25 protein-coding genes are annotated in these 24574 nt (G+C 64.7%); 10 read left to right on the top strand and 15 right to left on the bottom strand.

Translation table 11 applies throughout. The features are described 5' to 3' along the window. Positions 1-19: 19 nt before the first annotated feature. From AC07R1_RS22520 to AC07R1_RS22510, 3 genes are read right to left on the bottom strand one after another with little or no spacing between them, the layout of a single operon-like run. Entirely contained in the window at positions 20-3106 is a 3087-nt protein-coding gene (locus AC07R1_RS22520; protein WP_011058618.1) for an efflux RND transporter permease subunit, read from the bottom strand. Then, positions 3103-4173 (bottom strand): efflux RND transporter periplasmic adaptor subunit, encoded by a 1071-nt coding sequence (locus AC07R1_RS22515; RefSeq protein WP_072443775.1) that lies wholly within the window; start codon positions 4171-4173, stop codon positions 3103-3105. Before AC07R1_RS22515 ends, AC07R1_RS22520 begins: the two co-directional genes overlap by 4 nt. Next, positions 4170-5264 (bottom strand): efflux RND transporter periplasmic adaptor subunit, encoded by a 1095-nt coding sequence (locus AC07R1_RS22510; RefSeq protein WP_011058616.1) that lies wholly within the window; start codon positions 5262-5264, stop codon positions 4170-4172. The genes AC07R1_RS22515 and AC07R1_RS22510 overlap by 4 nt, the downstream gene beginning before the upstream one ends. Before the next feature lie 274 nt (positions 5265-5538). Between AC07R1_RS22510 and AC07R1_RS22505 the strand changes: the two genes are divergently transcribed. Then, positions 5539-6735 (top strand): AAA family ATPase, encoded by a 1197-nt coding sequence (locus tag AC07R1_RS22505; RefSeq protein ID WP_011058615.1) that lies wholly within the window; start codon positions 5539-5541, stop codon positions 6733-6735. Positions 6736-7057: 322 nt separating this feature from the next. Here AC07R1_RS22505 and AC07R1_RS22500 read toward each other — a convergent pair whose 3' ends face one another. The 11 genes from AC07R1_RS22500 to AC07R1_RS22450 form a co-directional block, all read right to left on the bottom strand. After that, the gene (locus AC07R1_RS22500) at positions 7058-7942 is read right to left on the bottom strand and encodes a transporter substrate-binding domain-containing protein (protein WP_019095357.1); all 885 of its coding nucleotides are present in this window, start codon (positions 7940-7942) and stop codon (positions 7058-7060) included. Continuing rightward, entirely contained in the window at positions 7939-8721 is a 783-nt protein-coding gene (locus tag AC07R1_RS22495) for an amino acid ABC transporter ATP-binding protein (RefSeq protein ID WP_495110954.1), read from the bottom strand. The genes AC07R1_RS22500 and AC07R1_RS22495 overlap by 4 nt, the downstream gene beginning before the upstream one ends. Beyond that, entirely contained in the window at positions 8718-9377 is a 660-nt protein-coding gene (locus AC07R1_RS22490; RefSeq protein ID WP_015633731.1) for an amino acid ABC transporter permease, read from the bottom strand. Before AC07R1_RS22490 ends, AC07R1_RS22495 begins: the two co-directional genes overlap by 4 nt. Beyond that, a complete protein-coding gene (locus AC07R1_RS22485; RefSeq protein ID WP_011058611.1) occupies positions 9358-10023 on the bottom strand; it encodes an amino acid ABC transporter permease in 666 nt (221 codons plus the stop codon). The genes AC07R1_RS22490 and AC07R1_RS22485 overlap by 20 nt, the downstream gene beginning before the upstream one ends. Positions 10024-10491: 468 nt before the next feature. Then, complete coding sequence (locus AC07R1_RS22480) at positions 10492-11274, bottom strand: MetQ/NlpA family ABC transporter substrate-binding protein (protein ID WP_011058610.1); 783 nt, start codon at positions 11272-11274, stop codon at positions 10492-10494. A gap of 392 nt (positions 11275-11666) precedes the next feature. Further along, complete coding sequence (locus AC07R1_RS22475; RefSeq protein ID WP_011058609.1) at positions 11667-12599, bottom strand: sigma 54-interacting transcriptional regulator; 933 nt, start codon at positions 12597-12599, stop codon at positions 11667-11669. Between the two features lie 57 nt (positions 12600-12656). Then, the gene (locus AC07R1_RS22470; protein ID WP_011058608.1) at positions 12657-13238 is read right to left on the bottom strand and encodes an alpha/beta hydrolase; all 582 of its coding nucleotides are present in this window, start codon (positions 13236-13238) and stop codon (positions 12657-12659) included. Between the two features lie 532 nt (positions 13239-13770). Continuing rightward, complete coding sequence (locus AC07R1_RS22465; protein ID WP_011058607.1) at positions 13771-14172, bottom strand: ExbD/TolR family protein; 402 nt, start codon at positions 14170-14172, stop codon at positions 13771-13773. Position 14173: 1 nt separating this feature from the next. Beyond that, the gene (locus tag AC07R1_RS22460) at positions 14174-14899 is read right to left on the bottom strand and encodes a MotA/TolQ/ExbB proton channel family protein (RefSeq protein ID WP_011058606.1); all 726 of its coding nucleotides are present in this window, start codon (positions 14897-14899) and stop codon (positions 14174-14176) included. 55 nt (positions 14900-14954) lie between these two features. Beyond that, positions 14955-15770: an energy transducer TonB gene (locus AC07R1_RS22455; protein WP_011058605.1), complete on the bottom strand. Its 816-nt coding sequence runs from the start codon at positions 15768-15770 to the stop codon at positions 14955-14957. Positions 15771-16282: 512 nt separating this feature from the next. Further along, positions 16283-17146, bottom strand: coding sequence for a LysR substrate-binding domain-containing protein (locus AC07R1_RS22450; protein WP_011058604.1), 864 nt, complete (start codon positions 17144-17146; stop codon positions 16283-16285). A 108-nt stretch (positions 17147-17254) separates the two neighbouring features. On the opposite strand from AC07R1_RS22450, the gene AC07R1_RS22445 reads away from it, so the two are divergent. From AC07R1_RS22445 to AC07R1_RS22405, 9 genes are all read left to right on the top strand, one after another. Beyond that, positions 17255-17917, top strand: coding sequence for an ankyrin repeat domain-containing protein (locus AC07R1_RS22445; RefSeq protein WP_011058603.1), 663 nt, complete (start codon positions 17255-17257; stop codon positions 17915-17917). Positions 17918-17945: 28 nt separating this feature from the next. Continuing rightward, complete coding sequence (locus AC07R1_RS22440) at positions 17946-18407, top strand: nucleoside deaminase (RefSeq protein ID WP_401402384.1); 462 nt, start codon at positions 17946-17948, stop codon at positions 18405-18407. Next, entirely contained in the window at positions 18394-19599 is a 1206-nt protein-coding gene (locus tag AC07R1_RS22435) for a CynX/NimT family MFS transporter (protein WP_495110953.1), read from the top strand. The genes AC07R1_RS22440 and AC07R1_RS22435 overlap by 14 nt, the downstream gene beginning before the upstream one ends. Before the next feature lie 150 nt (positions 19600-19749). Next, the gene (locus AC07R1_RS22430; protein ID WP_174395564.1) at positions 19750-20226 is read left to right on the top strand and encodes a DUF6392 family protein; all 477 of its coding nucleotides are present in this window, start codon (positions 19750-19752) and stop codon (positions 20224-20226) included. 532 nt (positions 20227-20758) lie between these two features. Beyond that, a complete protein-coding gene (locus AC07R1_RS22425; RefSeq protein ID WP_015633727.1) occupies positions 20759-21337 on the top strand; it encodes a hypothetical protein in 579 nt (192 codons plus the stop codon). 9 nt (positions 21338-21346) lie between these two features. Beyond that, positions 21347-21562 (top strand): helix-turn-helix domain-containing protein, encoded by a 216-nt coding sequence (locus AC07R1_RS22420; RefSeq protein WP_011058598.1) that lies wholly within the window; start codon positions 21347-21349, stop codon positions 21560-21562. Positions 21563-21637: 75 nt separating this feature from the next. Then, on the top strand, positions 21638-22309 hold the full coding sequence (locus AC07R1_RS22415) for a hypothetical protein (RefSeq protein ID WP_047335383.1): 672 nt from the start codon (positions 21638-21640) through the stop codon (positions 22307-22309). Positions 22310-22404: 95 nt separating this feature from the next. Continuing rightward, positions 22405-22842 carry an SMI1/KNR4 family protein gene (locus tag AC07R1_RS22410; protein WP_011058596.1) on the top strand — a complete coding sequence of 146 codons (438 nt, stop codon included), beginning with the start codon at positions 22405-22407 and terminating at the stop codon, positions 22840-22842. Then, positions 22839-23168 carry a hypothetical protein gene (locus AC07R1_RS22405; RefSeq protein ID WP_236203006.1) on the top strand — a complete coding sequence of 110 codons (330 nt, stop codon included), beginning with the start codon at positions 22839-22841 and terminating at the stop codon, positions 23166-23168. Before AC07R1_RS22410 ends, AC07R1_RS22405 begins: the two co-directional genes overlap by 4 nt. Before the next feature lie 64 nt (positions 23169-23232). Here AC07R1_RS22405 and AC07R1_RS22400 read toward each other — a convergent pair whose 3' ends face one another. Then, positions 23233-24570: an aryl-sulfate sulfotransferase gene (locus tag AC07R1_RS22400; RefSeq protein ID WP_495110952.1), complete on the bottom strand. Its 1338-nt coding sequence runs from the start codon at positions 24568-24570 to the stop codon at positions 23233-23235. Positions 24571-24574: the final 4 nt, after the last annotated feature.

Here is a 24574-nt window from a genome sequence, read left to right as displayed (position 1 = left end):
CTACGGAAATAGCCAGCGCCTACGAGGCCGTGGGCCGGGTGCGCTCGGTGTCCTTGCTCGGTTCCTTGATCTTGTACCAGGCCACGTACAGCGCCGGGAGGAACAGCAGGGTGAGCAAGGTGGCAACGATGATGCCGCCGATCATGGCGTAGGCCATCGGCCCCCAGAACACTTCCCGGGCAATCGGGATCATCCCCAGGCTGGCCGCCGCCGCGGTCAGCAGGATCGGCCGCCGTCGATGGTGGGTGGCTTCCAGCACCGCGTCCCAGGGGTGATAGCCCTCACGCTCGTATTCGTCGATCTGGGTCACCAGGATCACCGAGTTGCGGATGATGATGCCGATCAGCGCCAGGATCCCGAGGATCGCCACAAAGCCCATGGGCGTGCCCGTGGGCACCAGGGCCAGGACCACGCCGATCAGCCCCAGGGGCGCCACGCTGGCCACCAGGAACAGCTTCTGCACGCTGTGCAGCTGGATCATCAGGAAGGTCGCCATGAGGAACAGCATCAGCGGCACCACCTTGGCGATCGGCCCCTGGGCCTTGCCGCTTTCCTCCACGGTGCCGCCGGTGGCCACCGAATAGCCGGCGGGCAGTTGCGCGGCGAAATGGTCGATGTCCGGCTTCAGTTGCTTGACCAGGTCGGTGGGCTGGATCGCATCGCGCACCGCGGCCTTGATGGTGATGGTCGGCTTGCGGTCGCGACGCCACACCAGCGGCTGCTCCAGCTCGTAGCGCACGCTGGCGAACGCCAGCAGCGGGATCGAAGTGCCGTTGGGGGTGACGATCTGCAGGTTCTGCAGGGTTTCCGGGGAGCCGCGCTCGTTGTCGTCGGCGCGACCGACCACGTTGATCAGGTAGATGTCGTCATGCACCTGGGTCACGGTGGAGCCGCTGACGATGCTGTTCATCAACTGCGCCACGTCTTCTGAGGACAGCCCCAGTTGCCGCGCCTTGTCCTGGGCGATGTCGATGCGCAGCACTTTGCCGGGCTCGTTCCAGTCGTAGATGATCTCGCCGATGTGCGGGTTCTTGTCCAGCTCGGTGGCCAGTTCGATAGCGTGCTTGCGCACCTGGTCGATGTCCTTGCCACTGACCCGGTACTGAATCGGCCGCCCCACCGGCGGGCCCATTTCCAGGGCCTGCACATAGCTGCCGATGCCGACGAAATCTTCCCGCAGGCGTTTCTGCAAGCGCTGGGTCAGGGCCGTGCGCTGCTCCAGGCCCTTGCTGACGATCACCAGCTGGGCGTAGTAGGGGTTCTGCAGTTGCTGGTCCAGGGGCAGGTAGAAACGGATCGCGCCCTCGCCGATGTAGGTGCTCCAGCGCTCGATATCCGGGTCGTCCTTGAGGGTGGCCTCCAGGCGGTCCACGGCCTGGCGGGTCTCGTTGATCGAAGCGTTCTGCGGCAGGTTGAGGTCAACGAGGATCTCCGGCCGGTCCGATGACGGGAAGAACTGGTTCTGCACGAAACGCATGCAGAACACCGAAGCCACGAACAGCAGCACGGTGATGCCGATGGCCCACCAGCGGTTGCGCATGGCCCACAGCAGGCCACCGTTGAAGGCCCGTCCGATACGCCCCGGCTCATCGGAATGGGGTTTGACGTTGGTGCTGAGGATGTGGATGCCGATCACCGGGGCAAACAGCACCGCGACTATCCACGACACCAGCATGGCCACCGCGATCACCGCGAACAGGGTAAAGGTGTACTCACCGGCAGAACTGGCGTTGAGGCCGATGGGCACGAAGCCGGCCACGGTCACCAGGGTCCCGGTGAGCATGGGAAAGGCGGTGGAGGTGTAGGCGAAGGTCGCTGCCTGCTCCTTGCTCTCGCCCTTCTCCAGCCGCGTGACCATCATTTCCACGGTAATCATCGCGTCATCCACCAGCAGCCCCAGGGCGATGATCAGCGCCCCCAGGGAGATCCGCTGCATGGTGATGCCGCTGTACTCCATGAACACGAAGACCATGGCCAGCACCAGCGGAATCGAGCAGGCCACCACCAGCCCGGCGCGGACCCCGAGGCTGATGAAACTCACCACCAGCACGATGATCACCGCCTCGAACAGGGCACTGGTGAAACCGCCCACTGCCTCTTCCACCACCTCGGCCTGGTCGGAAACCTTGTGCACCCCGACGCCCACCGGCAGGTCGGCGGTGAGCTGGTCCATGCGGGCGTGCAAGGCCTTGCCGAAGTCCTGGATGTTGCCGCCCTTCTTCATGGCGATCGCCAGGCCGATGGCCGGCTTGCCATTGAAGCGGAACAGCGGCGTGGAAGGGTCGACATAGCCGCGGCTGATCTCGGCGATGTCCGCCAGCCGGTAGAAGCGGTCGTTGAGCCGCAGGTTGACCGTGGCCAGGTCCTTCTCCGAGGCGAACTGCCCGGACGTGCGCACCGAGATGCGCTCCGGCCCTGCCTCGATCACCCCGGCCGGGGTCACCGCGTTCTGCGATTGCAGGCTCTGCAGGACCTGGCGCTGGTCGATGCCCAGGGCCGCCAGCTTGCGGGTGGAGAAGTTCAGGTAGATGACTTCGTCCTGCTCGCCGACCATCTCCACCTTGCCCAGGTTCGGCACTTCGCGGATCTGCGCCCGTACCTGTTCCACGTAGTCGCGCAGCTGGCGCATGCTCAGGCCATCGGCGGTGAAGGCGTAGATCGAGCCGAACACATCGCCGAACTCATCGTTGAACCCCGGGCCCTGCAGGCCCTGGGGAAAGTCGCCGCGGATGTCGTTGATCTTCTTGCGCACCTGGTACCAGATCTCGGGAATGTCCTTGGCACTGGTGGTGTCGCGCAGGTAGACGAAAACCGTCGATTCGCCGGGGCGGGTGTAGCTTTTCACGTAGTCCAGCGAGTCCAGCTCTTCGAGTTTCTTCTCGATGCGGTCGGTGACCTGCTTCAGGGTTTCTTCCTGGGTCGCACCGGGCCAGCGGGTCTGGATGACCATGGTCTTGATGGTGAAGGAGGGGTCTTCCTCGCGCCCCAAATTCATGTAGGAAAACACGCCCATCAGCAGCGCGACGAACATCAGGTACCAGACGAAGGACTGATGCTTGATCGCCCACTCGGACAGGTTGAAGCTCCCTTTGCTGTCGGGCGTCATTGTGCGCGGTCCTCATCGATTTTGACTTTCTGCCCCGGCTTGAGGCTGTTGACCCCGGCACTGACCACCCGCTCGCCGGACTTGACGCCCTGGCTGATCAACGCCGAAGCGCTGTCGCGGCTGAGCACCGTGACCTCGCGCGGAGCCACCGTCTGGCTCTGGGGGTCGACGATCCAGATCCGGGTCTTGCCCTGCACCTCTTGCAGGGCGGTCAACGGCACCTCGGTGCGCGGCTCGATGGCCGAGCTCAGGGTCACGCTGATGGCGGTGCCCAGGCGAAAGGCCTCGGGCGTGTCCTTGAGGGTCAGGCGGGCGCGGCGGGTACGGGTTGCACTCTGGGCCTGGGGTTCGATCTCACGCACCGTGGCGGTGGTGCTGATGCTCGGATCCAGCTGTGCCGCGACCTTGAACTCCACACCGGCCGGCAACTGGTCCACCAGGCTGGCCGGCAGGTCGATCACCGCTTCCTTGATCTCCGGCCGGGCCAGGGTCACCACTTGCTGGCCGGCGGTCACCACCTGCCCGGCCTCGGCGTTCCAGGCGGTGATCACGCCGCCGTGATCGCTGCGCAGTTCGCTGTAGTTGAGCTGGTCCCGGGCCTGGCGCACCGAGGCCTTGGCCTGGTCCAGGGAGGCACCGGTGGTCTTCAGGTCGGTCTGGGCGATGTCCAGTTGCGCCTGGGCGCCCACGCCGCGATCGAACAGTTCCTGCTGGCGCCGGGCATTGGCCTGGGCGTTGATCCACTGCGCCTCGACCTTGGCCAGGTCGCCCTGGGCGGCCCGCAGCTGGTTCTGCTGGTCGGTGGGGTCCAGAGTGGCCAGCAAGTCCCCGGGGCCCACTTCGGCACCGACATCGACATTGCGGTTGGCAATGCGCCCCGGCACCCGGAAGCCCAGGTTGGTCTCGTAGCGGGCCTGGATGGTGCCGGCAAAACGCCCCAGGCTTTCCTCGGCCTGGGGCGCCACCCGGAACGACAGCACCGGGCGCACCGGCTCCGGCGCCGGCTCTTCCCTGGAGCAGCCCAGCAACAAGGCGCTGGCACACAACAACGGCAGCAGGCGCTTCATGGCTGTGCTCCCTGGTCGCTCGTTTGCGAGGCGATCTCCACGAACATCCCCGGGTGCAGCAACTGCCCACCCGCCACCACCACTTTCTCGCCGCCCTTGAGGCCGTCGCTGATGATCACCTTGCCGGTGAGGTAGCGCCCGACCTTCACCGTGTGCAGGGCCGTCTTGCCGTCCTCGCCCACCAGCCACACGGCAGGCTCGCTGAGATTCTTGGTCAGGGCCGACCAGGGCAGCACCACACTGGCCTTGCCATGGGCCCGGGCGGTGGCGCTGACCACCGAGCCCAGGTCCATGCCCGCCGGCAACGAATCGAGCACCACCTTGACCTGCACCGTGCCGCTCTGGGCCGAGACCACCGGCGTCACCTCGCGGACCTTGCCCGTGGTGGTCACCTTGGGGTTGTCCAGCAGGCTGATGTGAATGGTTTCCTGGCCCGGTGGCTGCATCAGCAGCGACTCGTAGACGTTGAACACCGCATCGCGCTCGCCATCCCGGGCCAGGCTGAAGATCGGCACCGTGGCCTGCACCACCTGGCCGACCTCGGCCTGGCGCGCGGTGATCACCCCAGGAGCCTCGGCCACCAGCTCGGTGTAGCTCAGTTGCTCGCGGGCGTTGGCCAGTTGCGCCTGGGCCGCGCTCAGGGCGCTCTGGCTGCTGCGCAGGGCGGCCTGGGCCGAATCGTATTCGCTCTGGCTGGTGTAGCCCTTGGGCAAGAGCTTCTGCTGGCGGACAAACGCCGCGCCGGCCTGCTTGACCCGGGCCTGCTCGGCGAACACCGAGGCCGCGGCAGAATCGACATTGGTCTGCAGGTCCTTGGGATCGAGCTTGGCCAGCACCTGTTGCGCGGTAACCCGATCGCCGACATCGACCATGCGCTGGATGATCTTGCCGCCGACGCGGAACGACAGTTCGGTCTGCACCCGGGCCTGGACGTCACCGGTCAGGGTCACCGAAGGGGCGAAGTCACTGCTCTGCACCTCCAGGATGCGCACCCGCGGGCGCTCCTTTTCCCCGGGCTTTTCCGCCCCGCAGCCGCCAAGCAGCAGCAACAGGGTCAATCCCACTATCCACTTCGAATTGAACGCAGCCATGCAGGCTCCTTTTGCGTGATGCTGTCTCGCCAGTGACGTTACGACTGTGAGCTTAGAACAGGGTTCAACCGCTGCACGCCAGTCTCATCAGAGAGGGTTTCGGTGGCGCGGAGCTTGCTCCCGCTGGCCGGCCGGCACCCCGGGGCGCAGCAGCCGCAACGGCCCTCGACGCGCTCTATCCTGGCAAGCACAACGTCGGTTTCGAGGGCCGCCGCAAGCAAGCTGCGGCTCCACAAATCAGGCACACTGCGCACCACGCAACAGGAGACCCGGCATGCTCAAGACCCTGGCGGTGGCCAACTACCGCTCCATCAACAAACTGGTGATCCCCCTGGGTCGGCTGAACCTGGTCACCGGCGCCAACGGCAGCGGCAAGTCCAACCTGTACCGCGCCCTGCGCCTGCTGGCGGAGACCGCCCAGGGCGGCGTGGTCAACGCCCTGGCCAAGGAAGGCGGGCTGGAATCGACGTATTGGGCCGGGCCGGAACAGATCAGCCGACGCATGAGCCAGGGCGAGGTGCCGATCCAGGGCGGGCCGCGCAAGGCCGCCAGACGCCTGCAACTGGGCTTTGCCGGTGAGGACTTCGGGTACGCGATCAGCCTGGGGCTGCCGGATTCCAGCGGCCATTTCATGTTGCCCGGGCACAGCTCGCCGATTGCCTCGCGCTTCACTCTCGACCCGTGGATCAAGCGCGAGAGCATCTGGGGCGGGCCCCTGTACCGCTCGGCCAGTGCCCTGGTGGACCGCCAGGGCCCGATGATACGAGCCCGTGCGGGCCGCCAATGGGAGGTGCTGGCGCAGCACACGAGCAGCGGCGACAGCCTGTTCGACCGGGTGGGCAACCTGAGTTCATCGCCCGAGGTCCTGCATCTGCGCGAGCAGATCCGTGGCTGGCGTTTTTATGACCACTTGCGCACCGACAGCCAGGCACCCGCGCGCCGACCACAACTGGGCACCCGCACCCCGGTGCTGCACCACGATGGCCGGGACCTGGCCGCCGCGTTGCAGACCATCATCGAAGTGGGCGATCAGCAGGCATTGCACGAAACCATCAGCGATGCCTTCCCGGAGTCGCGGCTGGAGATCGATGCCGTTCCGGGGGGGCTGTTCGGGGTGCAGTTCTATCAGGAAGGCCTGTTGCGACCGTTGTCGGCCGCGGAACTGTCCGACGGCACCTTGCGCTACCTGTTGCTGGTAGCGGCCCTGCTGACCCCACGACCACCGACCCTGATGGTGCTCAACGAACCGGAGACCAGCCTGCACCCGGACCTGTTGCCGGCCCTGGCGCGCCTGATCATTCGCGCCTCGCAGCAGTGCCAGGTGTGGGTGGTGTCCCACGCCCGGCGGCTGATCGCAGCCTTGCAGCAAGACCCCGAATGCAACTGCATCGTGCTGGAGAAACAACTGGGCCAGACCGGCATCGTCGGCCAGCGCATGCTGGACGAACCGGCGTGGAACTGGCCCGATTGACCCCTCCCCGCCGGCCCCGACTGCCATGCCCCCCGTAGGAGCCAGCTTGCTGGCGAAGAGGCCCTCAAGCCCTGCACCGTCCTCACGGACGCCTTCGCTGGCAAGCCAGCTCCTACAAATACACCCTCTGTAGGAGCCAGCTTGCTGGCGAAGAGGCCCTCAAGCCCTGCACCGTCCTCGCGGACGCCTTCGCTGGCAAGCCAGCTCCTACAAATACACCCACTGTAGGAGCCAGCTTGCTGGCGAAGAGGCCCTCAAGCCCCGCACCGTCCTCGCGGACGCCTTCGCTGGCAAGCCAGCTCCTACGCGGAGGGAGGAGGGGTCAGCCCTGCCACTTGCCGCCTTCGACAATCACGCTCTCGGGCTTGGTGTCGTCGCTCAGTTCCTTGCGCACGTACTGGTCATACAGCTTGAGCAGGTATTTCTCTTCGCCCAGTTTGGCCAGTTCGGCATTCACCCAGTCCCGCAGTTCGATGTTGCCCTTCTTCACCGCCGGGGCGATCGGTGCCTGTTCGCCCAGGGTCTGCGGCAATACGCGGTAGCCCGGGTTCTGCTTGGACCAGCTGAACAGGATCAGGTTGTCCTGGGCATAGGCGTCGCCACGGCCATTGGCCAGGGCCTGCAGGGATTCGGTGTTCTTCTCGAACTTGAGCAGCTTCCAGTCCGGGTGGTTCTGGGTCAGCCAGATGTCCGCGGTGGTGCCGGTGGTGACGATGGTGGTGCGGCTCGCCAGGTCATCCAGGCTCTTCACTTCACTGCCTTCAGGCACCAGGGCCTGGACCGCCACCTTGAGGTTGGGGTTGGTGAACTCCACCGCCTCCTTGCGCTCCGGGGTCACGGTCATGTTGGCCAGGATCAGGTCGACCTTGTCGCTCTGCAGGAAGGGAATGCGGCTGGCCGGTTCCACGGCGACGAATTCAACCTTGTTCTCGTCCCCCAACAGGTCCTTGGCGAATTGCCGGCCGATGTCGGTATCGAAGCCCACGTAGCGCCCGGTTTCATCGACGAAACCGAACGGCGGCTTGTCGGTGAATACACCGACGATCAGCTTGTCCCGGGCCTTGATCTTGTCCAGGTAGCCGGCCGCCGGCGCGGCGCTGGCGGCCGTGGCCGCAGGCTTGGGTGCATCATTGGATTTATCGCAGCCGGCCAGCAGGGCCAGACCGAACAGCGGCAGTAACAACAGCGAAGACTTGGCAGTTTTCATAAGAGCTCCAGTTCCTTTTTAGGGGCTTTCTTGGGCAGTGCTTCAACGAAGGAGAACTTCTCCAGGAACTGCTGCGCGCGTGCGCTCTGCGGGTTCGTGAAGAAAGCCTCGGGGGGGTTCTGTTCCACGATGCGCCCGCCGTCCATGAACACGACACGGTCGGCCACGGCCCGGGCGAAGGCCATTTCATGGGTGACGATCAACAGGGTCATGCCGTCGCGGGCCAGGCCCTGGATCACTTGCAGCACTTCCTTGACCATCTCCGGGTCCAGCGCCGCGGTGACCTCGTCGAACAGCATCACCTGGGGGTTCATGCACAACGAACGGACGATGGCGATGCGTTGCTGCTGGCCGCCGGAAAGCTGCCGGGGAAAGGCCTCGCGCTTGTCCAGCAGGCCCACTCGTTCCAGCAGCGCCTCGGCCTGAGCCCGGGCTTCCCGGGGCTCGCGCTTCTGCACCTTGAGCGGCCCCAGGAGGATGTTGTCCAGCACGTTCATGTGGGGAAACAGGTGATAGCTCTGGAACACCATGCCGATCTGCTGGCGCACCTGGCGCCAGTCGGTAGCGGGGCTCAGCAGTTCGCGCCCGGCAAAACGCAGGTGGCCGCTGTGGGCGGTTTCCAGGCCATTGAGGCAGCGCAGCAAGGTGCTCTTGCCGCAGCCGCTGGGGCCGAGGATGACGATCACCTCACCCGCCGCCACGCAGAGGTCGACCTCCTTGAGCACCTGCTGCGGGCCGAAGAACTTGTTGAAACCCTGGAACTCGATCAATGCGCTCATGCTTGCGTCCAGCGCCGTTCCAGCACGCGGGAGGCGGCCGACAACGGGTAGCAGATAAAGAAGAAAAACAGAAACAGCACGCCGTAGATCAGCACCGACTCGTAGGTGCGCTCGATGATCTGCTGGCCGACCTTGATCACGTCCACCACGCCGATCAGCACTGCCAGGGAGCTGGTCTTGATGATCCGCGTGTAGACGTTGATGGTCGGTGGCGTCATGCGTTTCAGCGCCTGGGGCAGCAACACGTAGCCGTACAACTGGGCACCGGAAAGGCCGATGGACAGCCCTGCCTCACGCTGGCCCCGGGGCAGGGACTGCAGCGCCCCGCGCACCACCTCGCCGACCTCGCTGGCGCCCCACAGCGACAACACCAGCACCGCGCAGGTAAAGCTGGGAATGCTGATGCCGAAGAAGATCGGAAAACCGAAGAACAGCAGGTACAGCCAGACCAGCACCGGAATCGCCCGGAACAGCTCCAGGTAGATCCGCAGCGGCACGTCCAGCACCTTGCGCTGCAGGCTGCGCAGCACGCCGTAGAGCACGCCGCCCAGGGTGCTGAAGGCAATGCTCAGCAAGGAAATCGACAAGGTCTGCGCAGCGCCCCTGGCCAGTTGCGGCAGGGACACCAGCAACAGCTCAAGACCCGAACTGGCCATGCTGCAACCTCCTTTCCAGACGGCTGAGCAACAGCGACAGGGGCAGGAACAACAGCACACAGATCAGCGTCAGCACCGCGAGCATTTCGTAGGTCTTGTAGTACAGGGCGATGTAGCTCTTGGTGGTGTAGAGAATTTCCGGCACTGCCACCGCCGAGACCACGGTGGTTTCCTTGAGCAGGAAAATGAAATTGGCGAACAGCGACGGCAGGCTGAGGATCCCGGCCTGGGGCAGGATCACGTAGCGCAGCAACTGCCACTGCGACAGGCCGATGGAGCGCCCCGACTCCAGCTGCGCCTGGGGCACGGCTTCCACGCCGGCCCGCAGCACCTCGGTGAGGTAGGCGCCGCCAAGAAAAGTCATGGTGATGATCGCCGCGGTGAAGCCGGAGACCTTGATCCCCAGGGCCGGCAAGGCGAAGTAGACGAAGAACAGTTGGATCAGCAGCGGTGTATTGCGCGCCAGTTCCACGTACAGGCCGATCAACCGGTGCAGGTAAGGGGTGCGAAATACCAGGAGCGTGGCGTTGATCAGGGCCACCAGCAGGGAAGTGCCGATGGCGATCAGGCCGACCTGCAGGGTTACCCCAACGGCTTTGAGAAAGGCCGGCAGGGTGCTGAGGATAAAGGCGTAGTCGAGGGTCATTGAAAGTCCTGGACGCCGCTGGGATACAGCGGCGGTGGTGCAGTCCATGGGGCGATGGGTAACCGCCCGGCTGCCGCGACTTTATAGCTATAAAAAGCAGAATTTAAATACCGTTAAGGCATATTGATATCACCCAAAAACCTAACCCGCGGATTTGCCGGGCTGGCGCAGGGCTACTACCTTTTCTACCGGGTCGAACGGAGCTTTCGCGCCCATCCCCCCACTGGACGCTGCACCTCTCAAGGACGACCACCATGGCCGATGCAAAGACCCCGCAACCCCTGGCCCCCCATGAACTGATGAAATGGCTGGCGGCCCTGCGCCGGGCCACCCAGCCCACTGCCAAAAACGCCCCTGTGTAGGTGCCGGCTCCTACGGTTTTTTCGGGCGCAATAAAAAACGCCGACGCTGCGCTAGCCGTCGGCGTTTAAACCTTGAAGGGGTTTGTCGCGTCAGTAGCCTAGTTCATCAGAACGCCGGCAGTACTGCGCCGCTGTATTTTTTCTCGATGAAGGCTTTGACTTCCGGGCTGGTCAGGGCCTTGGCCAACTTCTGGATGGCCGGGCTGTCCTTGTTGTCCGGGCGAGCCACCAGGTAGTTCACGTAAGGCGAATCGGAACCTTCGATGATCAGCGCATCCTTCGCCGGGTTCAGGCCGGCTTCCAGGGCGTAGTTGGTGTTGATCATGTCCAGGTCAACCTGGTCCAGGACCCGCGGCAGCATGGCCGACTCAAGTTCCTTGAACTTGAAGTTGTGCGGGTTCTTGGCGATGTCCTTGGGCGTGGCCACGGCGTTCTTCGGGTCCTTGAGCTCGATCAGACCGGCCTTCTGCAGCAGGATCAGGGCGCGGCCACTGTTGCTGCCTTCGTTGGGGATGGCGATGGTTGCGCCATCTTTCAGCTCGGCCAGGGTCTTGACCTTCTTCGAGTAACCGCCGAAAGGTTCGACGTGCACGCCGATCACGGTTTCCAGGTGGGTGCCTTTGCCTTCGTTGAAGCTTTTCAGGTAGGGCAGGGTCTGGAAGTAGTTGGCGTCCAGGCGCTTCTGGTCGACCTGCACGTTGGGCTGCACGTAGTCGGTGAAGACCTTGATTTCCAGGTCCACGCCTTCCTTGGCCAGGGTCGGCTTGATCAGCTCGAGGATCTCGGCGTGGGGCACCGGGGTCGCAGCGACCACCAGCTTCTCGCCAGCCTGGGCGATACCTGCGCTCAGGGCTGCCGCCAGTGCGGTGAACAACAGAACTTTTTTCATGCAAGGTCCTTAGGTGTCGAGGTCGACGACGGCTTCAAATAGGGAACTGATTGAGGTGCCAGTGAAGTGCCACTGCTGGCGTGAGGCGGACAATACCGAGATTTTTTATTCCCGAACAATATCTTTTATTCACGTTCATATTCCATTTTGTTCATACAGCCTCCCGGCGCTCTAGCCTGCGATTTCCCACCTGCCAGGCCAGCCTTGCCGGCGAAGAGGTCCTGAGGCCTTGCATCACCCTAACGAACGCCTTCGCTGGCAAGCCAGCTCCTACGGGTCGGATCTGAAGTCGTCTTGGCAGGAGCCGGCTTGCCGGCGAAGAGGCCCTCCGGCCCTACGTCGCCCTAGCGGAGGCCTTCGCTGGCAAGCCAACTCCTACGGTGGCCGGGGTTTCAGGTCAGGGCGGTGCGTTGCAGCAACTGGTGCAGCGCCTGGCGCTCGACAGCGGATCCGATCTCGGCGATCTGCTGCAACAACTGCTGGATCTGCTCCAGCGGCGAGGGCGTCGGCGGCAGGTTGAGGTGCTCGGGCAGTATCTCCTCGCCGCTGCTGACCAGCAGCGCAAAGTGGATGACGTTCTCCAGCTCCCGGGTGTTGCCCGGCCAGCTGTGGCGATTCAGGGCCTGCTGCGCGGCTTCGCTGATCAGCGGCACCGGCAGGTCCAGGCGCTGGCTGTAGATGCCGAGGAAGTATTCGGCCAGGGACTCGATGTCTCCCACCCGTTCCCGCAGCGCCGGCAGTTCCAGCTGGCCTTCGCTGAGGTAGCGATACAGGCGCTCGTGAAACTTGCCCGCCGCCACCGCCTGGGCCAGGTCGATGCTGGTGGCCGCCACCAGGCGCACGTCCACCGGGCTCGGTTGCTGGGCGCCGACCCGGGTCACTTCGTGGTTCTCCAGGGCGGCCAGCAGCTTGGTCTGGATCGGCAGCGGCAGGTCGCCGATTTCATCCAGGTACAGGGTCCCGCCGTTGGCCGAGCCGAACCAGCCGGCGCGGCTGCTGGCCGAACCGCTGAAACTGCCGGCGGCATAACCGAACAGTTCGGCGTCGGCGTAGGTCGGGCTGATGGCGCCGCAGTTCACCGAGACGAACAGGCCACTGCGATCGCTGGCACGGTGGATGTGCCGGGCCAGCAGCTCCTTGCCGGTGCCGGTTTCGCCACGGATCAGTACCGAAACCGAACGCGGCGCCAGTTGCTCCAGCTCTTCGCGCAACTGCCGCGAGCGCGGGTCGACGAACACCAGCGCCTTGGCGCGGATGCTCAGGGGGCTTTTCTCGGCATCGGGGAAGGTCAGCAACGGCTGACCGAATGGGGTATGGGCACTCATGGCAGGCTCCCGCCCCAGACCGCCGGGGGACGGGGCGTTTAAACGAAAAAAGGACGATCAGGCACGACGCAGGGCGTGTTGTTCCATGCGGTTCTGCAAGCGGTACAGATAGGCGAAACCCTGCTCCCAGCGATGGTGGCCGGACTTGACGTTGATATGGCCGGCGCCGGCCAGGATCCCGGCTTCGGCGCCCCAGTCACGGGCCAGCTCCAGGGCCCGCGGCGCGCTCACGGCACTGTCGTTATCCGAGCTGACCACTTGGCTGGGGAACGGCAGCAGGTGCCGGGGGATCGGCGCGAAATTGCGCAGCGCCGGGGCACAGGCCGGGCGCTCGACGTCCGCCGGGGCCACCAGCAACGCACCGCGCACCTGGCGCAGGGCCGCTACGGGCGCGCGCGCGGCCCAATGAGCCACGGTAATGCAACCCAGGCTGTGGGCAATCAGGATCACCGGAGTGTCGTCGGCGGCAATGGCCTCGGCCAGGGCCGCCACCCAATCTTCGCGGCGCGGCGTCAGCCAGTCGGCCTGCTCCACCCGCGCGCTGTTGGGCAGGCTGTTCTGCCAGTGGGTTTGCCAATGATCTTCTGGCGATCCTTGCCAGCCCGGCACAATCAAGTAGCGAATGGATTCGTTGCGCATGGGGAACTCTCCTGCTGCGTGTCTGTTCCCGGACGAGTATAGGGAGGGGATTTATATTCGTTAAGGAATAAGAAGCTATTTATTAATACCTTAAACGAATATAAAACTTCCCCCCGGCCTCCGTAGGAGCCGGCTTGCCGGCGAAGAGGCCCGCAAGCCTTGCGTCGCACTCAAGGACGCCTTCGCTGGCAAGCCAGCGCCTACATCTGGCGCGATTACGGCGGTGTTCTTGTAGGAGCCGGCTTGCCGGCGAAACGGCCCGCAAGCCTTGCACCGCACTCAAGGACGTCTTCGCTGGCAAGCCAGCGCCTACATCTGGCGCGATTACGGCGGTGTTCTTGTAGGAGCCGGCTTGCCGGCGAAGGGGCCCGCAAGCCTTGCACCGTGCTCAAGGACGCCTTTGCTGGCAAGCCAGCGCCTACGGCTGGCGCGATTACGGTGGTGTTCTTGCGGGGGCTTTTTCGCCAGGCAAAAAAAAGGCCGCACCCTGCCAAGGAGACGGCCTGAAAAGTCGTGGCGTTGTTGCTCGGTCTCAGCGCGCGGTAATCACCGACAGTTTGGTGATGCCCGCACGCTCGATGGACGCCATGGCTCGGGCCACTTCGCCGTAGTTGACGCCATCGTCGGCCTGCAGCTGGACCCGCACTTGCGGGTCCTTGGCCTTGGCCGCTTGCAAGTTGGTTTCCAGCAGGTCCGGCTGGATCTCGTCCTTGTTGATAAAGAGTTTGCCGGCACCGTCGATGCTCACCACCAGCGGGTCTTTCTGCTCCACCGGGGCCACGGCCTCGGTCTTGGGCAGGTTGATCGGAATGGCGTTGGTCAGCAGCGGCGCGGTGACGATGAACACCACCAGCAGCACCAGCATCACGTCCACCAGCGGCGTGACGTTGATCTCGCTCAGCACTTCATCGCTGTCTTGGGTGGAAAAGGCCATGTCAGGACGCCTCCTTCACTTTTTGCGGGCTGCCCTGGGCCGCGGCCTTGTGCACGCTCGGGTGGATCAGCACGCGGAAGGAGTTCTTCTGCGCCAGGCTGTAGAAGTCGTGGGCGAAGTCGTCCAGGTCCGCGGCCGTGAGCTTCAGGCGCCGCAGGAAGTAGTTGTAGACCAGCACCGCCGGCACTGCGACGGCGATCCCCACCCCCGTCGCCACCAGGGCTGCGCCAATGGGACCGGCCACGGTTTCCAGGCTCGCCGAACCAGCAGCGCTGATGCCTTTCAAGGCTTCCATGATCCCCCACACGGTGCCGAACAGGCCGATGAAGGGCGAGGTGCTGCCGATACTGGCAACCACCGCCAGGCCGGTTTCCAGGGAACGACGCTCACGCACGATCTGCTGGCGCAGGGCACGTTCGAGACGGTCCTGGTGGTTGATTGCCTGGCTCAGGTCCGCCGCGTGGGGCGCTTCGCCAACCTGGATCGCCGCATAGCCGGCCTGGGCCACCCGGGCCGCCGCGCCGGGCTGGGTTTCACTCAACGAGGCAGCGGAGTCGAGGCTGGACGCTGCCCAGAACTGATTATGGAACTTGCGATCCTGGGACTTGAGGCGGGCGAACTGCACGCCCTTGACCAGGGCCAGGCCCCAAGTGGCGACGGAGAAGACCACCAACAGCCAGATCACCGCGCTTTCGATGGATTCCAGTGGAGATGCCAGTAACGTCATGATGTGTTCCCTCTGTGTAAGCGTTTAGCGCGTGTTGGTTGATCGGCCTTGCGGCTCAATGAATCTTGAAATCTATGGGTACGCTGACCCAGCCGTCCTGGGCCACGTCGCCCTGCTTGGCAGGGACGAAACTCCAGCGCTTGACCGCGGCCAGGGCGGCGTCATCGAGTTGCTGGCGACCACTGCTCTTCTGGATCTGGATCTCGCCCGGCTTGCCGCTGGCCAGTACATGTACCCGCAGCAGCACCGTGCCTTCCCAACCGCGACGCTGGGCCAGCGACGGATATTCCGGCGCCGGGTTCTTCAAGTACGCGGCATTCGCCGAAGCCGGGGTCACGGGCGCCGGGGCCGGTGGCGCGGGCGGAGCCGGAGCGGCTACCGGGGCCGCGGGCTGTGGCGGCGCCGGAGTCTGCTGCACCGGTTTGGGCGCAGGTTTCGGCTCGGGCTTGGGCACCGGCTTGGGTTTGGGTTTGGGCACCGGCTTGGGCGGTGGCGGCTTCACGGCCAGCTCGTCCTCCACTGGCGGTGGCGGCTCCACCACCGGCTGTACCGGCTGTGGCGGTGGGGGCTCGACCACCGGCGGCGCCGGGCGCGAGAACTCGATGGTCATGGGCGGGATTTCCGGCGGTACGATCGGCAGCACCGGGGTCGGCTTCTGGCTCAGCCAGTAGATCACTGCCGCGTGCAGTACCAGGGCCGCGGCGCCGAGGATGATGGCCTCACGGCGACGCAATATCCCCTTGGGCGTGCGTTGCAGACGCAATTGGCCCAGCGGCAAGCGGTGAGGCCGGCCGAGGTCGACCAACTCGCCGCTCGGTGCCTGGCGCCACAGCACCTCGTGTGCACTGGCGGCGGTCTGGACATTGCCCATGGATTCACTCCCTACGATCTTTTGAAAAACCCGGCACCGGCGTTTGAACTGCCCCCACGCAACGGTGCCGCGGGGTCAATGATCAGTGCCCCGTGCTTATCTCTTAAAGTAATCTTTCAAGTTATAGATAGATCGAAATCGAATACATGATTTCGCGAAAAAGCCCCAGGCCCCGTGGTTCAAGGGCTGCAGCCAAGAGGGAAAAACACCATGCCTTGCGGGCATCGAAAATATTCCCGCAAAGCATCGAAACAAGACGCTTGGCGGGGGATGGAACAGCTCTCCAAGCAGCAGCGCCCCCTCAAGATCAGCCCTTGCGCTGCTTGAACAATCTTGTGAAGGGGCATTCCAGGGCCGCTGGGGCACTGTGCTACCGGCATGAGGCGACGAGATCCCGGCGGCCGCCTGTTATCGAACGCGCGACGGCTAGACGAAGCTGTTCCGCAACTCGCCCCCCGGATGATCGGCCTGTACAGCCCTGGTGCAGACGAACCTGGCCAACCAGCAGACAGTCATCGCCTGGCCACTTGCGGCTTGACGCTTGCCACTGCCCGCAACTGTTCCTGTAGCTCCTTGCCGGCCCGGCTCAAGCCACTGCCGGCGTACAACGCCAGGCGCACGCCCTGGATGTCCGGCAAACCGCTGTCGGCGTCGAGCACGCGATGCCCCTTGCCCAGCACCCGTACCGGCAACAGGCTGATGCCCAGGCCCGCCGCCACCGCCGAACAGACGCTGGCCAGGCTGGCGCTGGAATAGGCGATGCGCCACGGCCAGCCTCCGACCTCCAGGTGATGGAGCATTTCCTGGCGGTACAGGCCGCCCACCGGGAACGCCACCAAAGGCAACGGATCGCGGCCAAAGGCGGGCTGGCGAACGCTATCGACCCAGCACAGCGGCTCGGGCCAGGAGTCCACGCAGTCATCGCTGTGGCCCATCTGCTTGACCAGCAGCAGGTCGAACTCACCCCGCCGGTACTGGCGCAACAGCTCAGGGCCCAGGCCGCTGCTGACCTCCAGGCGCACTGCCGGGTAGTCCAGGCCAAAGCGCGAGAGCATGGGCATCAGGCGCTCGGCGGCGAAATCTTCCGGCACCCCGAGGCGCAGGACCTCTTCGCCGCGCTGGTTGACCAGCATATCGCTGGCCTCTTCATGCAGCGCCAGGATGCGCCGGGCGTAGGCCAGCAGCCGCTCGCCCTCCACCGTGGCCACCACCCGGCGCTGGTCACGGTCCAGCAACTGGCAGCCCAGGCTCTCTTCCAGGCGCCGCACCTGCTGGCTCACAGTGGACTGGGTGAGGTGCAGGCGCTCGGCGGCGCGGGTGAAGTTCTGGCTGTCGGCGACCGCGACAAAACTGCGTAACAACACCGGATCCAACATGTTGACCTACCATCCTGAATGCCACTGGTTGGCATGATTATATTTAATTTCAGAATACCCATGGCCGTCACCATACTTCCCTTTCATCAGCCGGAACGGGAGGTTCTCATGCAACTCAAGCGTTTTCTCAAACGCGGCCTGATCGCCGCCGGCCTGTTCACTGCGGGGGTGGTCATGGCCAGCGATGGCGCGTTGCTGGAAGCGGTACGCAAGGGGCAACTGCAACAGGTGCAACAGTTGCTTGAGCAAGGCGCGGCGCTCGATGGTCGTGGCCTGGACGGCAGCAGCCCGCTACTGGTGGCCACCCGGGACAACCGCATCGACATCGCCCGGGCGCTGATCGAGGCCGGGGCCGACGTCAACCGCAAGAACCTGATCCAGGACAGCCCCTACCTGCTGGCCGGCGCCAGCGGTCACAACGAAATCCTCAAGCTGACCCTGGCCCACGGCGCCGATCTCAAGAGCACCAACCGCTACGGCGGCACCGCGCTGATCCCGGCCTGCGAACGCGGCCACGTGGAAACCGTGCGCCTGCTGATCGAGGCTGGCGTCGAGCTGGACCACGTCAACCACCTGGGCTGGACCTGCCTGATGGAAGCCATAGTGCTGTCCGACGGCGGCCCGGCGCACCAACAGATCGTCGCCCAACTGATTGCCGCCGGCGCCGACCTGAACCTGCCGGACCGTGCCGGCCTCAGCCCGTTGCAACAGGCCGAGCGCCGTGGCCAGGGCGCCATCGCCAAGCTGCTGCGCGATGCCGGCGCTGCCTGAGCCCGCCCCTCTTTTGAAGGAACCTTGCATGCACGACGATCAACACTACCTGCAACAGGCCGTGGCACTGGCCCGGCGCAATGTCGAACAGGGCGGCCGCCCGTTCGGCGCATTGCTGGTGCACAACGGCCGGGTACTGGCCGAGGCGGTGAATGAAATCCACCTCAGCCAGGACCCCACCGCCCACGCCGAGATGCTGGCCATCCGCGCCGCCAGCAGGCAATTGGGCCCGCGCCTGGATGGTTGCGTGATCTACGCCAGCGGCCAGCCCTGCCCCATGTGCCTGGCCGCCATGTACCTGTGCGGCGTGTCCCGCGCGGTATTCGCTGCCAGCAATGAGCAAGCTGAGCCGTTCGGCCTGTCCACCGCGGCCATCTACCAGCAACTGAGCAAGCCCCTGGAAGCCCAGCGCCTGCCGGTGCTGCACCTGCCCCAGGCAGCGATGAGCGCCCTCTACCAGGATTGGCAGGAGCGTCATGCAGCGAACTGAATCCACCTTCCAGCGCTGGGCCGGCTGGGCCCTGCTGGTGTGCCTGGGGCTGAACCTGCGGCCCATCCTCAGCTCGGTCAGCCCGCTGCTCAACGAGATCCGCGGCGCCACCGGCATGAGCTTCCAGAGCAGCGCCTGGCTCACCAGCCTGCCGGTGATCTGCATGGGCCTGGTGGCCTTGCTCGGTGTACGCATCGAAGCCCGCCTGGGCGAGCGTCGGGGCGTTTCCCTGGGCTTGCTGCTGGTGCTGCTGGCCTGCCTGGTGCGGCTGTTCTTCGGCCAGGCCGCGGCCTTGCTCGCCACCGCCCTGCTCGGCGGCGCCGGGGTGGCCTTGATCCAGGCCCTGGTGCCGGCGTTGATCAAGCGCCAGTTCCAGCACCGGGTGGCCCTGGCCATGGGCGTCTACTCGGCCTCGCTGATGGGCGGTGGCGGCATTGCCGCCCTGCTCAGCCCGCAGGTGGCCAGCCACTTCGCCAACTGGCAGGCGGGGCTTGGCGTCTGGCTGCTACCGGCGATGGCGGCGCTGCTGCTCTGGGCCTGCCTGCCCCTGGGCGCCGGACGCCGCAACGGCAGCCCGGCTCCCCTGGCCGGGCTCTGGAACAACCGCCGCGCCTGGCTGCTGGCGTTGTATTTCGGCCTGGTGAACTGCGGCTACATGAGCATGGTCGCCTGGGTGCCGGCCTACTACCTGCAGATGGGCTGGAGCGCCAGCCAGAGCGGTTCGCTGCTGGCCTTCATGACCCTGTTCCAAGTCAGCGCCGCCCTGCTGATGCCGGCTCTGGCCCAACGCAGCAGCGACCGCCGCCCGCTGCTGGGCATCAGCCTCGCGGCCCAGGCCGCGGGTTTTCTCGGGCTGGTGCTGTGGCCCTTGCAGAGCCCGCACCTGTGGGTGGCGCTGATCGGCTTCGGCCTCGGAGCGTGCTTTGCCCTGAGCCTGATCCTCACCCTGGATCACCGGCGCGACCCTCGGGAAGCCGGGCAACTGGCGGCTTTTGTCCAGGGCGTGGGCTTTCTGATCAACGCCGTCTCGCCATGGCTCAGCGGCTGGCTGCGGCAAGTCACCGGCAGCTTTGTCAGCGCCTGGTGGGTGCTGATCGTGGGTGTCCTGGCGATGCTGTTCCTGACCCGGATCTTCAGCCCCGCCAGCTATCAGGCCCGGGCCCAGCTCGATACCGCGCCCCAACCGGCCTGACACCGGCCCTCCAACCCACCGCCTGCCAGCACGGCAGGCGGCGTTCTTCATGTCGCCACAGCACCACTATCCTTCTCGACCGGCTAAGATCGGCCGCCAACGCCTCTCGCGACAACGGGCACACACTCAACTCAGGACACAGGAATAGCGATGGACGCTGCAACGATCGGCCGCTGGGTAAGCAGCCTGGGGCTCAGCCATGCAGAACTGATCGCCCGGGGAGAACGCATCGAGACCCCGACGGACAAGATCTACGACGAATTCGATTGGCTGACCGTGATCGTCGAGCCCGGCCTGATGCTGGACTTCTGGGAAGACAGCCTGGCCCTGGAAAAGGTATTGATCGAACTCATGCCCCTTGAACAGGGGCGCTCCTTCTACAGGGGCGAGCTGCCCGCCCCGTTCTCGCGCAGCATGACCCACGCCGACATCCGCAACCTGCTGGGTACGCCCCTGCGATCGGGGGAGCGCAGGCCATCAGCAGATGGGCAATACACGCTCAACGCCTGGGAGAGCTACCGCCTGCCGGAGCACCTGCATCCCGGTGCGCGGGTTGGGTTCGTCTATAGCGCCGACCGGCAGATCAAGGTCCTGTCGTTCGACTTGCTGGAGCCGCAGCGCGACTGATTCGGCCACACAGAGTGGCTCGTGGAGACTCGCGGCGATCCGCCAGGCATCAGAGGACCGGCGCGAGATCGCCAAGCAAGGCCCTGCAGTCCCTTTCGCAGGCTCGGCAGCGGCGACGGGAAACGTGGAGGACGACAGAGATAGGCCGGCAGGCAGGCCGCCGGCAGATTTTGATCTTGCTCTGGCTTTTGATCTTCCTGCCCCCTTAGACACGATGGCCAAACGCAGGCGAGGCACCGAGTGGAGGGGCAGGAGCCTTTGGTTACTTTGGGCTGGCCGGCATTCCGGGCTTCAAAGTGACTCGCTGCAAGAGCGAAACCATAAGTGGCCGTGACCGCAGCAATGGATAGGTACACCAATAAGACCCCAACCTCAGGTTTTACGGCCACTACGCGCCCGAGCGGGAACAAGCTCCCTCGCCACAGCATGATTCCTGGCCTGGAGTCGTGACGATTATTGAAAATAAATTATTGTAATTCGATAATTTTTTATCAATAATTTGCCACCCCCAAAGTTTTGCAAGGAATAACGCATGAACTCCCAAATCAACGGCTCGGCCCAGTACCGCTTACGACGGGTCGGCCTGCTGGCCGCGATCCTGGCCTGGGTCATGGGCGTGGTGGAGCTGGGCGGCAATGCCGGGCTCTGGATCTACAGCAAGGACCAGGTCCTGGGCGCCCTGCTCGGCGTATTCGCCGAACACTCGCCGCGCCTGCTGGAAGCGGACTTCAAGCTCTCGTCGCTGAGCTTCGCCCTGCTGGTGATCCTCGACTTCCTGCCACTGCTGCTGTCGAGCTTCGCCCTGTACCTGACCGGCGTGTTCTTCCTGCGCCTGTCCCGTGGCGAAACCTGGAGCGATCGCAACATCCGCATCCTCTGGCGCGTGGGCATGCTGTGGATAGTCGCCCCGGCCACGTTCCCGATGATGGAAACCCTGCAAGGCCTGGCCCTGTCCATCGACCTGCCGCCCGGCCAGCGCATCCTGCAGATTTCCGCGGGCTTCTCGTCCTACGCGGCCTACGAGGTGGTCAAAGGAATCTTGCTCTGCTCGTTTTCCATTATCATGCGCGACGCCAAAGTCCTCAGTGATGAGCACAGTCACTACATATAGAACAATGAGATGACCATTATCGTTCGGCTTGACGTTGTCATGGCTAAAAACAAGATTCGCTCGAAAGAGTTGGCCGCCATCCTGGGCATTACCGAGGCCAATCTGTCGTTGCTGAAAAATGGCAAGGTCAAGGGGATGAAAATCGAGACCCTGGACAAACTCTGCGCCGCACTCGACTGCCAACCCGGCGACCTGCTGGAATATCAGGCCACCGAGCCCGCGTGACACCCCCGCGTTTGTTTGATCCGAGTCCCGATCGTTAAAGCCTTACCACTCCTCACGTTGCACATTGGCTTATTCATGACTCGCTACCTGCTCTGCCCGCTGCTTTTGCTCGCCTGTCTTTTGACCGGCTGCGCCAACAAACTCGAAGTGGCGATTGCCGCCACTCCGGCCCCGGACTACTACTTCGACCCTCAGGCCCCGGTGCTGGTAAGCATCAACGGAGCCAACGATGCCCACGGCCTCAACGCCAGCTACTACCTGCGCGACATGGTCGCCGCCCTGCATGGCATGGGTTTCAAGCAGGTCTACACCGATACGTCGCTGCCCAAGAACCATCCGCCGTTCCGAATGAACTTCACCCTCGACGTGGGCAGCGAAAAGGTCAGCTACCGCTACACCGCCACCGACTACGGCCAGGTGCCCAGCAGCACCAAGACGGTGTGCAAGCAGAGCACCCATAAAGACAAGAACCTGGTGTGCAACAGCACCCCGACCACCACCTGGGGCCCGGTGGGTTCCTCGGAGCGCACCGGCTACACCACCCTCAGTACCTTCAACATCAAGGCCAAGGACGAGCAGAGCCGGCGCACGGTATTCCTGCTGCGGGCCTCGTCCTATAACGAGGACTGCCAGGACGCCAAGGTCGAGGATTTCCTGGTGCAGGAAAGCCTGGACAACCTGGACTTCCGCAACCGGGTGCAGCGCAAATACACCGTCACCCTGCCCGAAGGCCATAGCTGCAAATAAGCGCCTACCACGCACCGGGCGACACGCCTACAATCGCCCCTCGACGCCCGCCCGATCCTCCATCGGGCGGGCGCGGTCCCTCAACGACAAGGCGCATGTCGAGCATGACCCTGGATTGGAATGCCTGGGAAATAGAACCCGGATCTATCGTGGACGAACAGCTGATCGCCCAGGTGCAGCATCGCCTCGGCGTCGAGTTTCCGTCGCTGTACCTGGAGCTGGTGCAGTACGCCGAGGCCGCCACGCCGGGGATCGGCGGCTTCGCCTATGACGGCGGCTACACCTGCATCAGCGAGTTCTTCGAATTCGGCCTGAGCAGCCAGCCCTGGACCCTGCTCTGGTACGCCAGCCCTGGCCGTGTGCCGGGGCTCGCCGCAGGCTGCCTGCCGATTGCCCGGGATGCCGGCGGCCTGCTGATCTGCCTGGACTTCAACAGCCCGGCCGTGGCGGTGGAAATCTTCGACCCCGAGAGCGCCAGCCGTTACCCGGTGGCCGCCGATTTCAAGGCCTTTGTCGAGCTGTGGCAGCCATGAAGTGGATAGTCGTGCCCACCAGCAAAGACGCCCAGCAACGCCTGGACCTGGACCAGTGCCTACCGGGCGACCTGGAGGAGCTGGCCCTGTCCCCGGAGCAGTGGGCAACCCTGTCCCGCAGCGACCTGCTGCCCAGCTTGAACCGTGCCCTGGGCACCCTGATCGATGACTACGAGGACGCCTCGATCCAGGGCCAGGCCGCCCTGGCCACGGCCCTGTCGATCCTGACCCGGGCCGCTACGGCGCAAGACGAACTGCTCCCCAAGCTGATCGCCTTGAATCGACTGGCCCTGGAACGCGACACCGGCCTGTTTTTCTACTTCTGAAGCCATCCCCAGGGCTGCTCCCGCACCTGATTTGTGGCGAGGCCGCCCGCCCCCGGGAACCTGCTCAAATCCCCGCCTGTTTGAGCCCCGAGTCCGGCACGCTCACTGCCGTTTCCGAACGCGGCGTGCCCTGGGGCACCCAGTCGTAACTCACCGGCAGAGCCCGGTACACCCAGTTGCTGATGGCCTCGCTGCCCGGTGCCTTGCCCAGATAGGGGCTGACGTATTCCCAGACGATTTCACCGCCGGCCGTCACCTGGAAGAAGCGTCCGTTCATGCCTTCGTCGATCAGGGTATTGCCGTTGGGCAGGCGCCGCGCACTGCTGATGAACGAGCTGTAGAAAGCCCAGCCCGGCTGCCGGGAACTGGCGGCGCTGTACTGCCAGACGATCTGGTTCTTGATCGGGTCGATCTCCAGCACCCGGGAGCCGGCGATCAGTCCCAGGGGCACCGAGGGGTAACCGGCGGTGCCCTGGTTGTCGAACACCAGCAGATGCCCGGCCCCTGGCAAGCCGGCGGGAATGATGTGGGCGTCATGCTGGCCGACGAACTGGTCCACCGGGCGCGGCACCTTGGCGGCGGTCTTCGGGTTGATCGGCGACAGGTTCGGCCCCAGGCGCCAGACCACCTTGCCGCTGTGCTTGTCGAGGATGGCGATGAAGTTGGCGTTGCGCGAGTCGATCAGCAGGTTGTCCGGGGCGAAGCGTTTATCACCGGCGTCGAACCACTGGTTGGGGCCCACCACGCTGAGGTTGTTGATGTGCAGGTAGTCCGGGTTGTCGGTGCCGTACACCAGCTTCAGTTGCGCCGGGGTAAAGCCGAATTCCGTGAGGTGTTCGGAGGCCAGCCACTGCCATTTGACCTGGCCCTCGGGGCTGACTTCATAGATCGCGTCGTCGATCACCTGGGGCTCCTTGAACCCCGCCACCTTGTGCACCTTGTTGGCCAGCACCAGGGTGTTGCCGTTGCTCAGCCGGCGCTGGTCATGATGCTGCTGGGCCGCACCGCCCGGGGCCTGGTCGCCCCACTGCCAGACCAGCTTGCCGTTCCAGTCCAGCTCGCCGACGCTCTGGTTGCCCAGGCCGTTGCCCGCCGAACCCAGGGGCCCGGGCTCCTTGTCCTTGAGCTGCAACAGCACCCGGCCACGCTCGCCGCCCACCAGTTGCGGGTCGATGATGGCCGAGGGGAAACCGGCCTGGGGCCAGTTCTTCACTTCGTTGCCGTTCATGTCGATCAGGTGGGTCTGCTTATCGGCACCACTGAAGATCACGTACTGGTTATAGGCCCTGGCCGGGTCGTAGCGAGTGACGCCGGTGGGGTAGACGCTGGGCGCGGCCTGCACCGCCGAGGCCAGCAGGGCGGTGGACAGCAGCAGGGGCAAAGCGGTGGTGAGGCGCAACATGACA

This window comes from Pseudomonas sp. GW821-FHT07F01, from assembly GCF_059418825.1.
Note: the sequence above shows the minus strand (reverse complement) of the source record. Positions and strands in the feature narration are given on the sequence as shown.

Coding starts and splice junctions, on each gene's coding strand:
- AC07R1_RS22460 (WP_011058606.1), bottom strand. CDS start 14,899: ATGACGTTACTGGCATCTCCACTGGAATCCATCGAAAGCGCGGTGATC.
- AC07R1_RS22440 (WP_401402384.1), top strand. CDS start 17,946: ATGCACGACGATCAACACTACCTGCAACAGGCCGTGGCACTGGCCCGG.
- AC07R1_RS22515 (WP_072443775.1), bottom strand. CDS start 4,173: ATGAAGCGCCTGCTGCCGTTGTTGTGTGCCAGCGCCTTGTTGCTGGGC.
- AC07R1_RS22455 (WP_011058605.1), bottom strand. CDS start 15,770: ATGGGCAATGTCCAGACCGCCGCCAGTGCACACGAGGTGCTGTGGCGC.
- AC07R1_RS22450 (WP_011058604.1), bottom strand. CDS start 17,146: ATGTTGGATCCGGTGTTGTTACGCAGTTTTGTCGCGGTCGCCGACAGC.
- AC07R1_RS22475 (WP_011058609.1), bottom strand. CDS start 12,599: ATGAGTGCCCATACCCCATTCGGTCAGCCGTTGCTGACCTTCCCCGAT.
- AC07R1_RS22415 (WP_047335383.1), top strand. CDS start 21,638: ATGACTCGCTACCTGCTCTGCCCGCTGCTTTTGCTCGCCTGTCTTTTG.
- AC07R1_RS22480 (WP_011058610.1), bottom strand. CDS start 11,274: ATGAAAAAAGTTCTGTTGTTCACCGCACTGGCGGCAGCCCTGAGCGCA.
- AC07R1_RS22470 (WP_011058608.1), bottom strand. CDS start 13,238: ATGCGCAACGAATCCATTCGCTACTTGATTGTGCCGGGCTGGCAAGGA.
- AC07R1_RS22410 (WP_011058596.1), top strand. CDS start 22,405: ATGTCGAGCATGACCCTGGATTGGAATGCCTGGGAAATAGAACCCGGA.
- AC07R1_RS22510 (WP_011058616.1), bottom strand. CDS start 5,264: ATGGCTGCGTTCAATTCGAAGTGGATAGTGGGATTGACCCTGTTGCTG.
- AC07R1_RS22485 (WP_011058611.1), bottom strand. CDS start 10,023: ATGACCCTCGACTACGCCTTTATCCTCAGCACCCTGCCGGCCTTTCTC.
- AC07R1_RS22420 (WP_011058598.1), top strand. CDS start 21,347: ATGACCATTATCGTTCGGCTTGACGTTGTCATGGCTAAAAACAAGATT.
- AC07R1_RS22505 (WP_011058615.1), top strand. CDS start 5,539: ATGCTCAAGACCCTGGCGGTGGCCAACTACCGCTCCATCAACAAACTG.
- AC07R1_RS22430 (WP_174395564.1), top strand. CDS start 19,750: ATGGACGCTGCAACGATCGGCCGCTGGGTAAGCAGCCTGGGGCTCAGC.
- AC07R1_RS22405 (WP_236203006.1), top strand. CDS start 22,839: ATGAAGTGGATAGTCGTGCCCACCAGCAAAGACGCCCAGCAACGCCTG.
- AC07R1_RS22425 (WP_015633727.1), top strand. CDS start 20,759: ATGAACTCCCAAATCAACGGCTCGGCCCAGTACCGCTTACGACGGGTC.
- AC07R1_RS22500 (WP_019095357.1), bottom strand. CDS start 7,942: ATGAAAACTGCCAAGTCTTCGCTGTTGTTACTGCCGCTGTTCGGTCTG.
- AC07R1_RS22465 (WP_011058607.1), bottom strand. CDS start 14,172: ATGGCCTTTTCCACCCAAGACAGCGATGAAGTGCTGAGCGAGATCAAC.
- AC07R1_RS22400 (WP_495110952.1), bottom strand. CDS start 24,570: ATGTTGCGCCTCACCACCGCTTTGCCCCTGCTGCTGTCCACCGCCCTG.
- AC07R1_RS22445 (WP_011058603.1), top strand. CDS start 17,255: ATGCAACTCAAGCGTTTTCTCAAACGCGGCCTGATCGCCGCCGGCCTG.
- AC07R1_RS22490 (WP_015633731.1), bottom strand. CDS start 9,377: ATGGCCAGTTCGGGTCTTGAGCTGTTGCTGGTGTCCCTGCCGCAACTG.
- AC07R1_RS22495 (WP_495110954.1), bottom strand. CDS start 8,721: ATGAGCGCATTGATCGAGTTCCAGGGTTTCAACAAGTTCTTCGGCCCG.
- AC07R1_RS22520 (WP_011058618.1), bottom strand. CDS start 3,106: ATGACGCCCGACAGCAAAGGGAGCTTCAACCTGTCCGAGTGGGCGATC.
- AC07R1_RS22435 (WP_495110953.1), top strand. CDS start 18,394: ATGCAGCGAACTGAATCCACCTTCCAGCGCTGGGCCGGCTGGGCCCTG.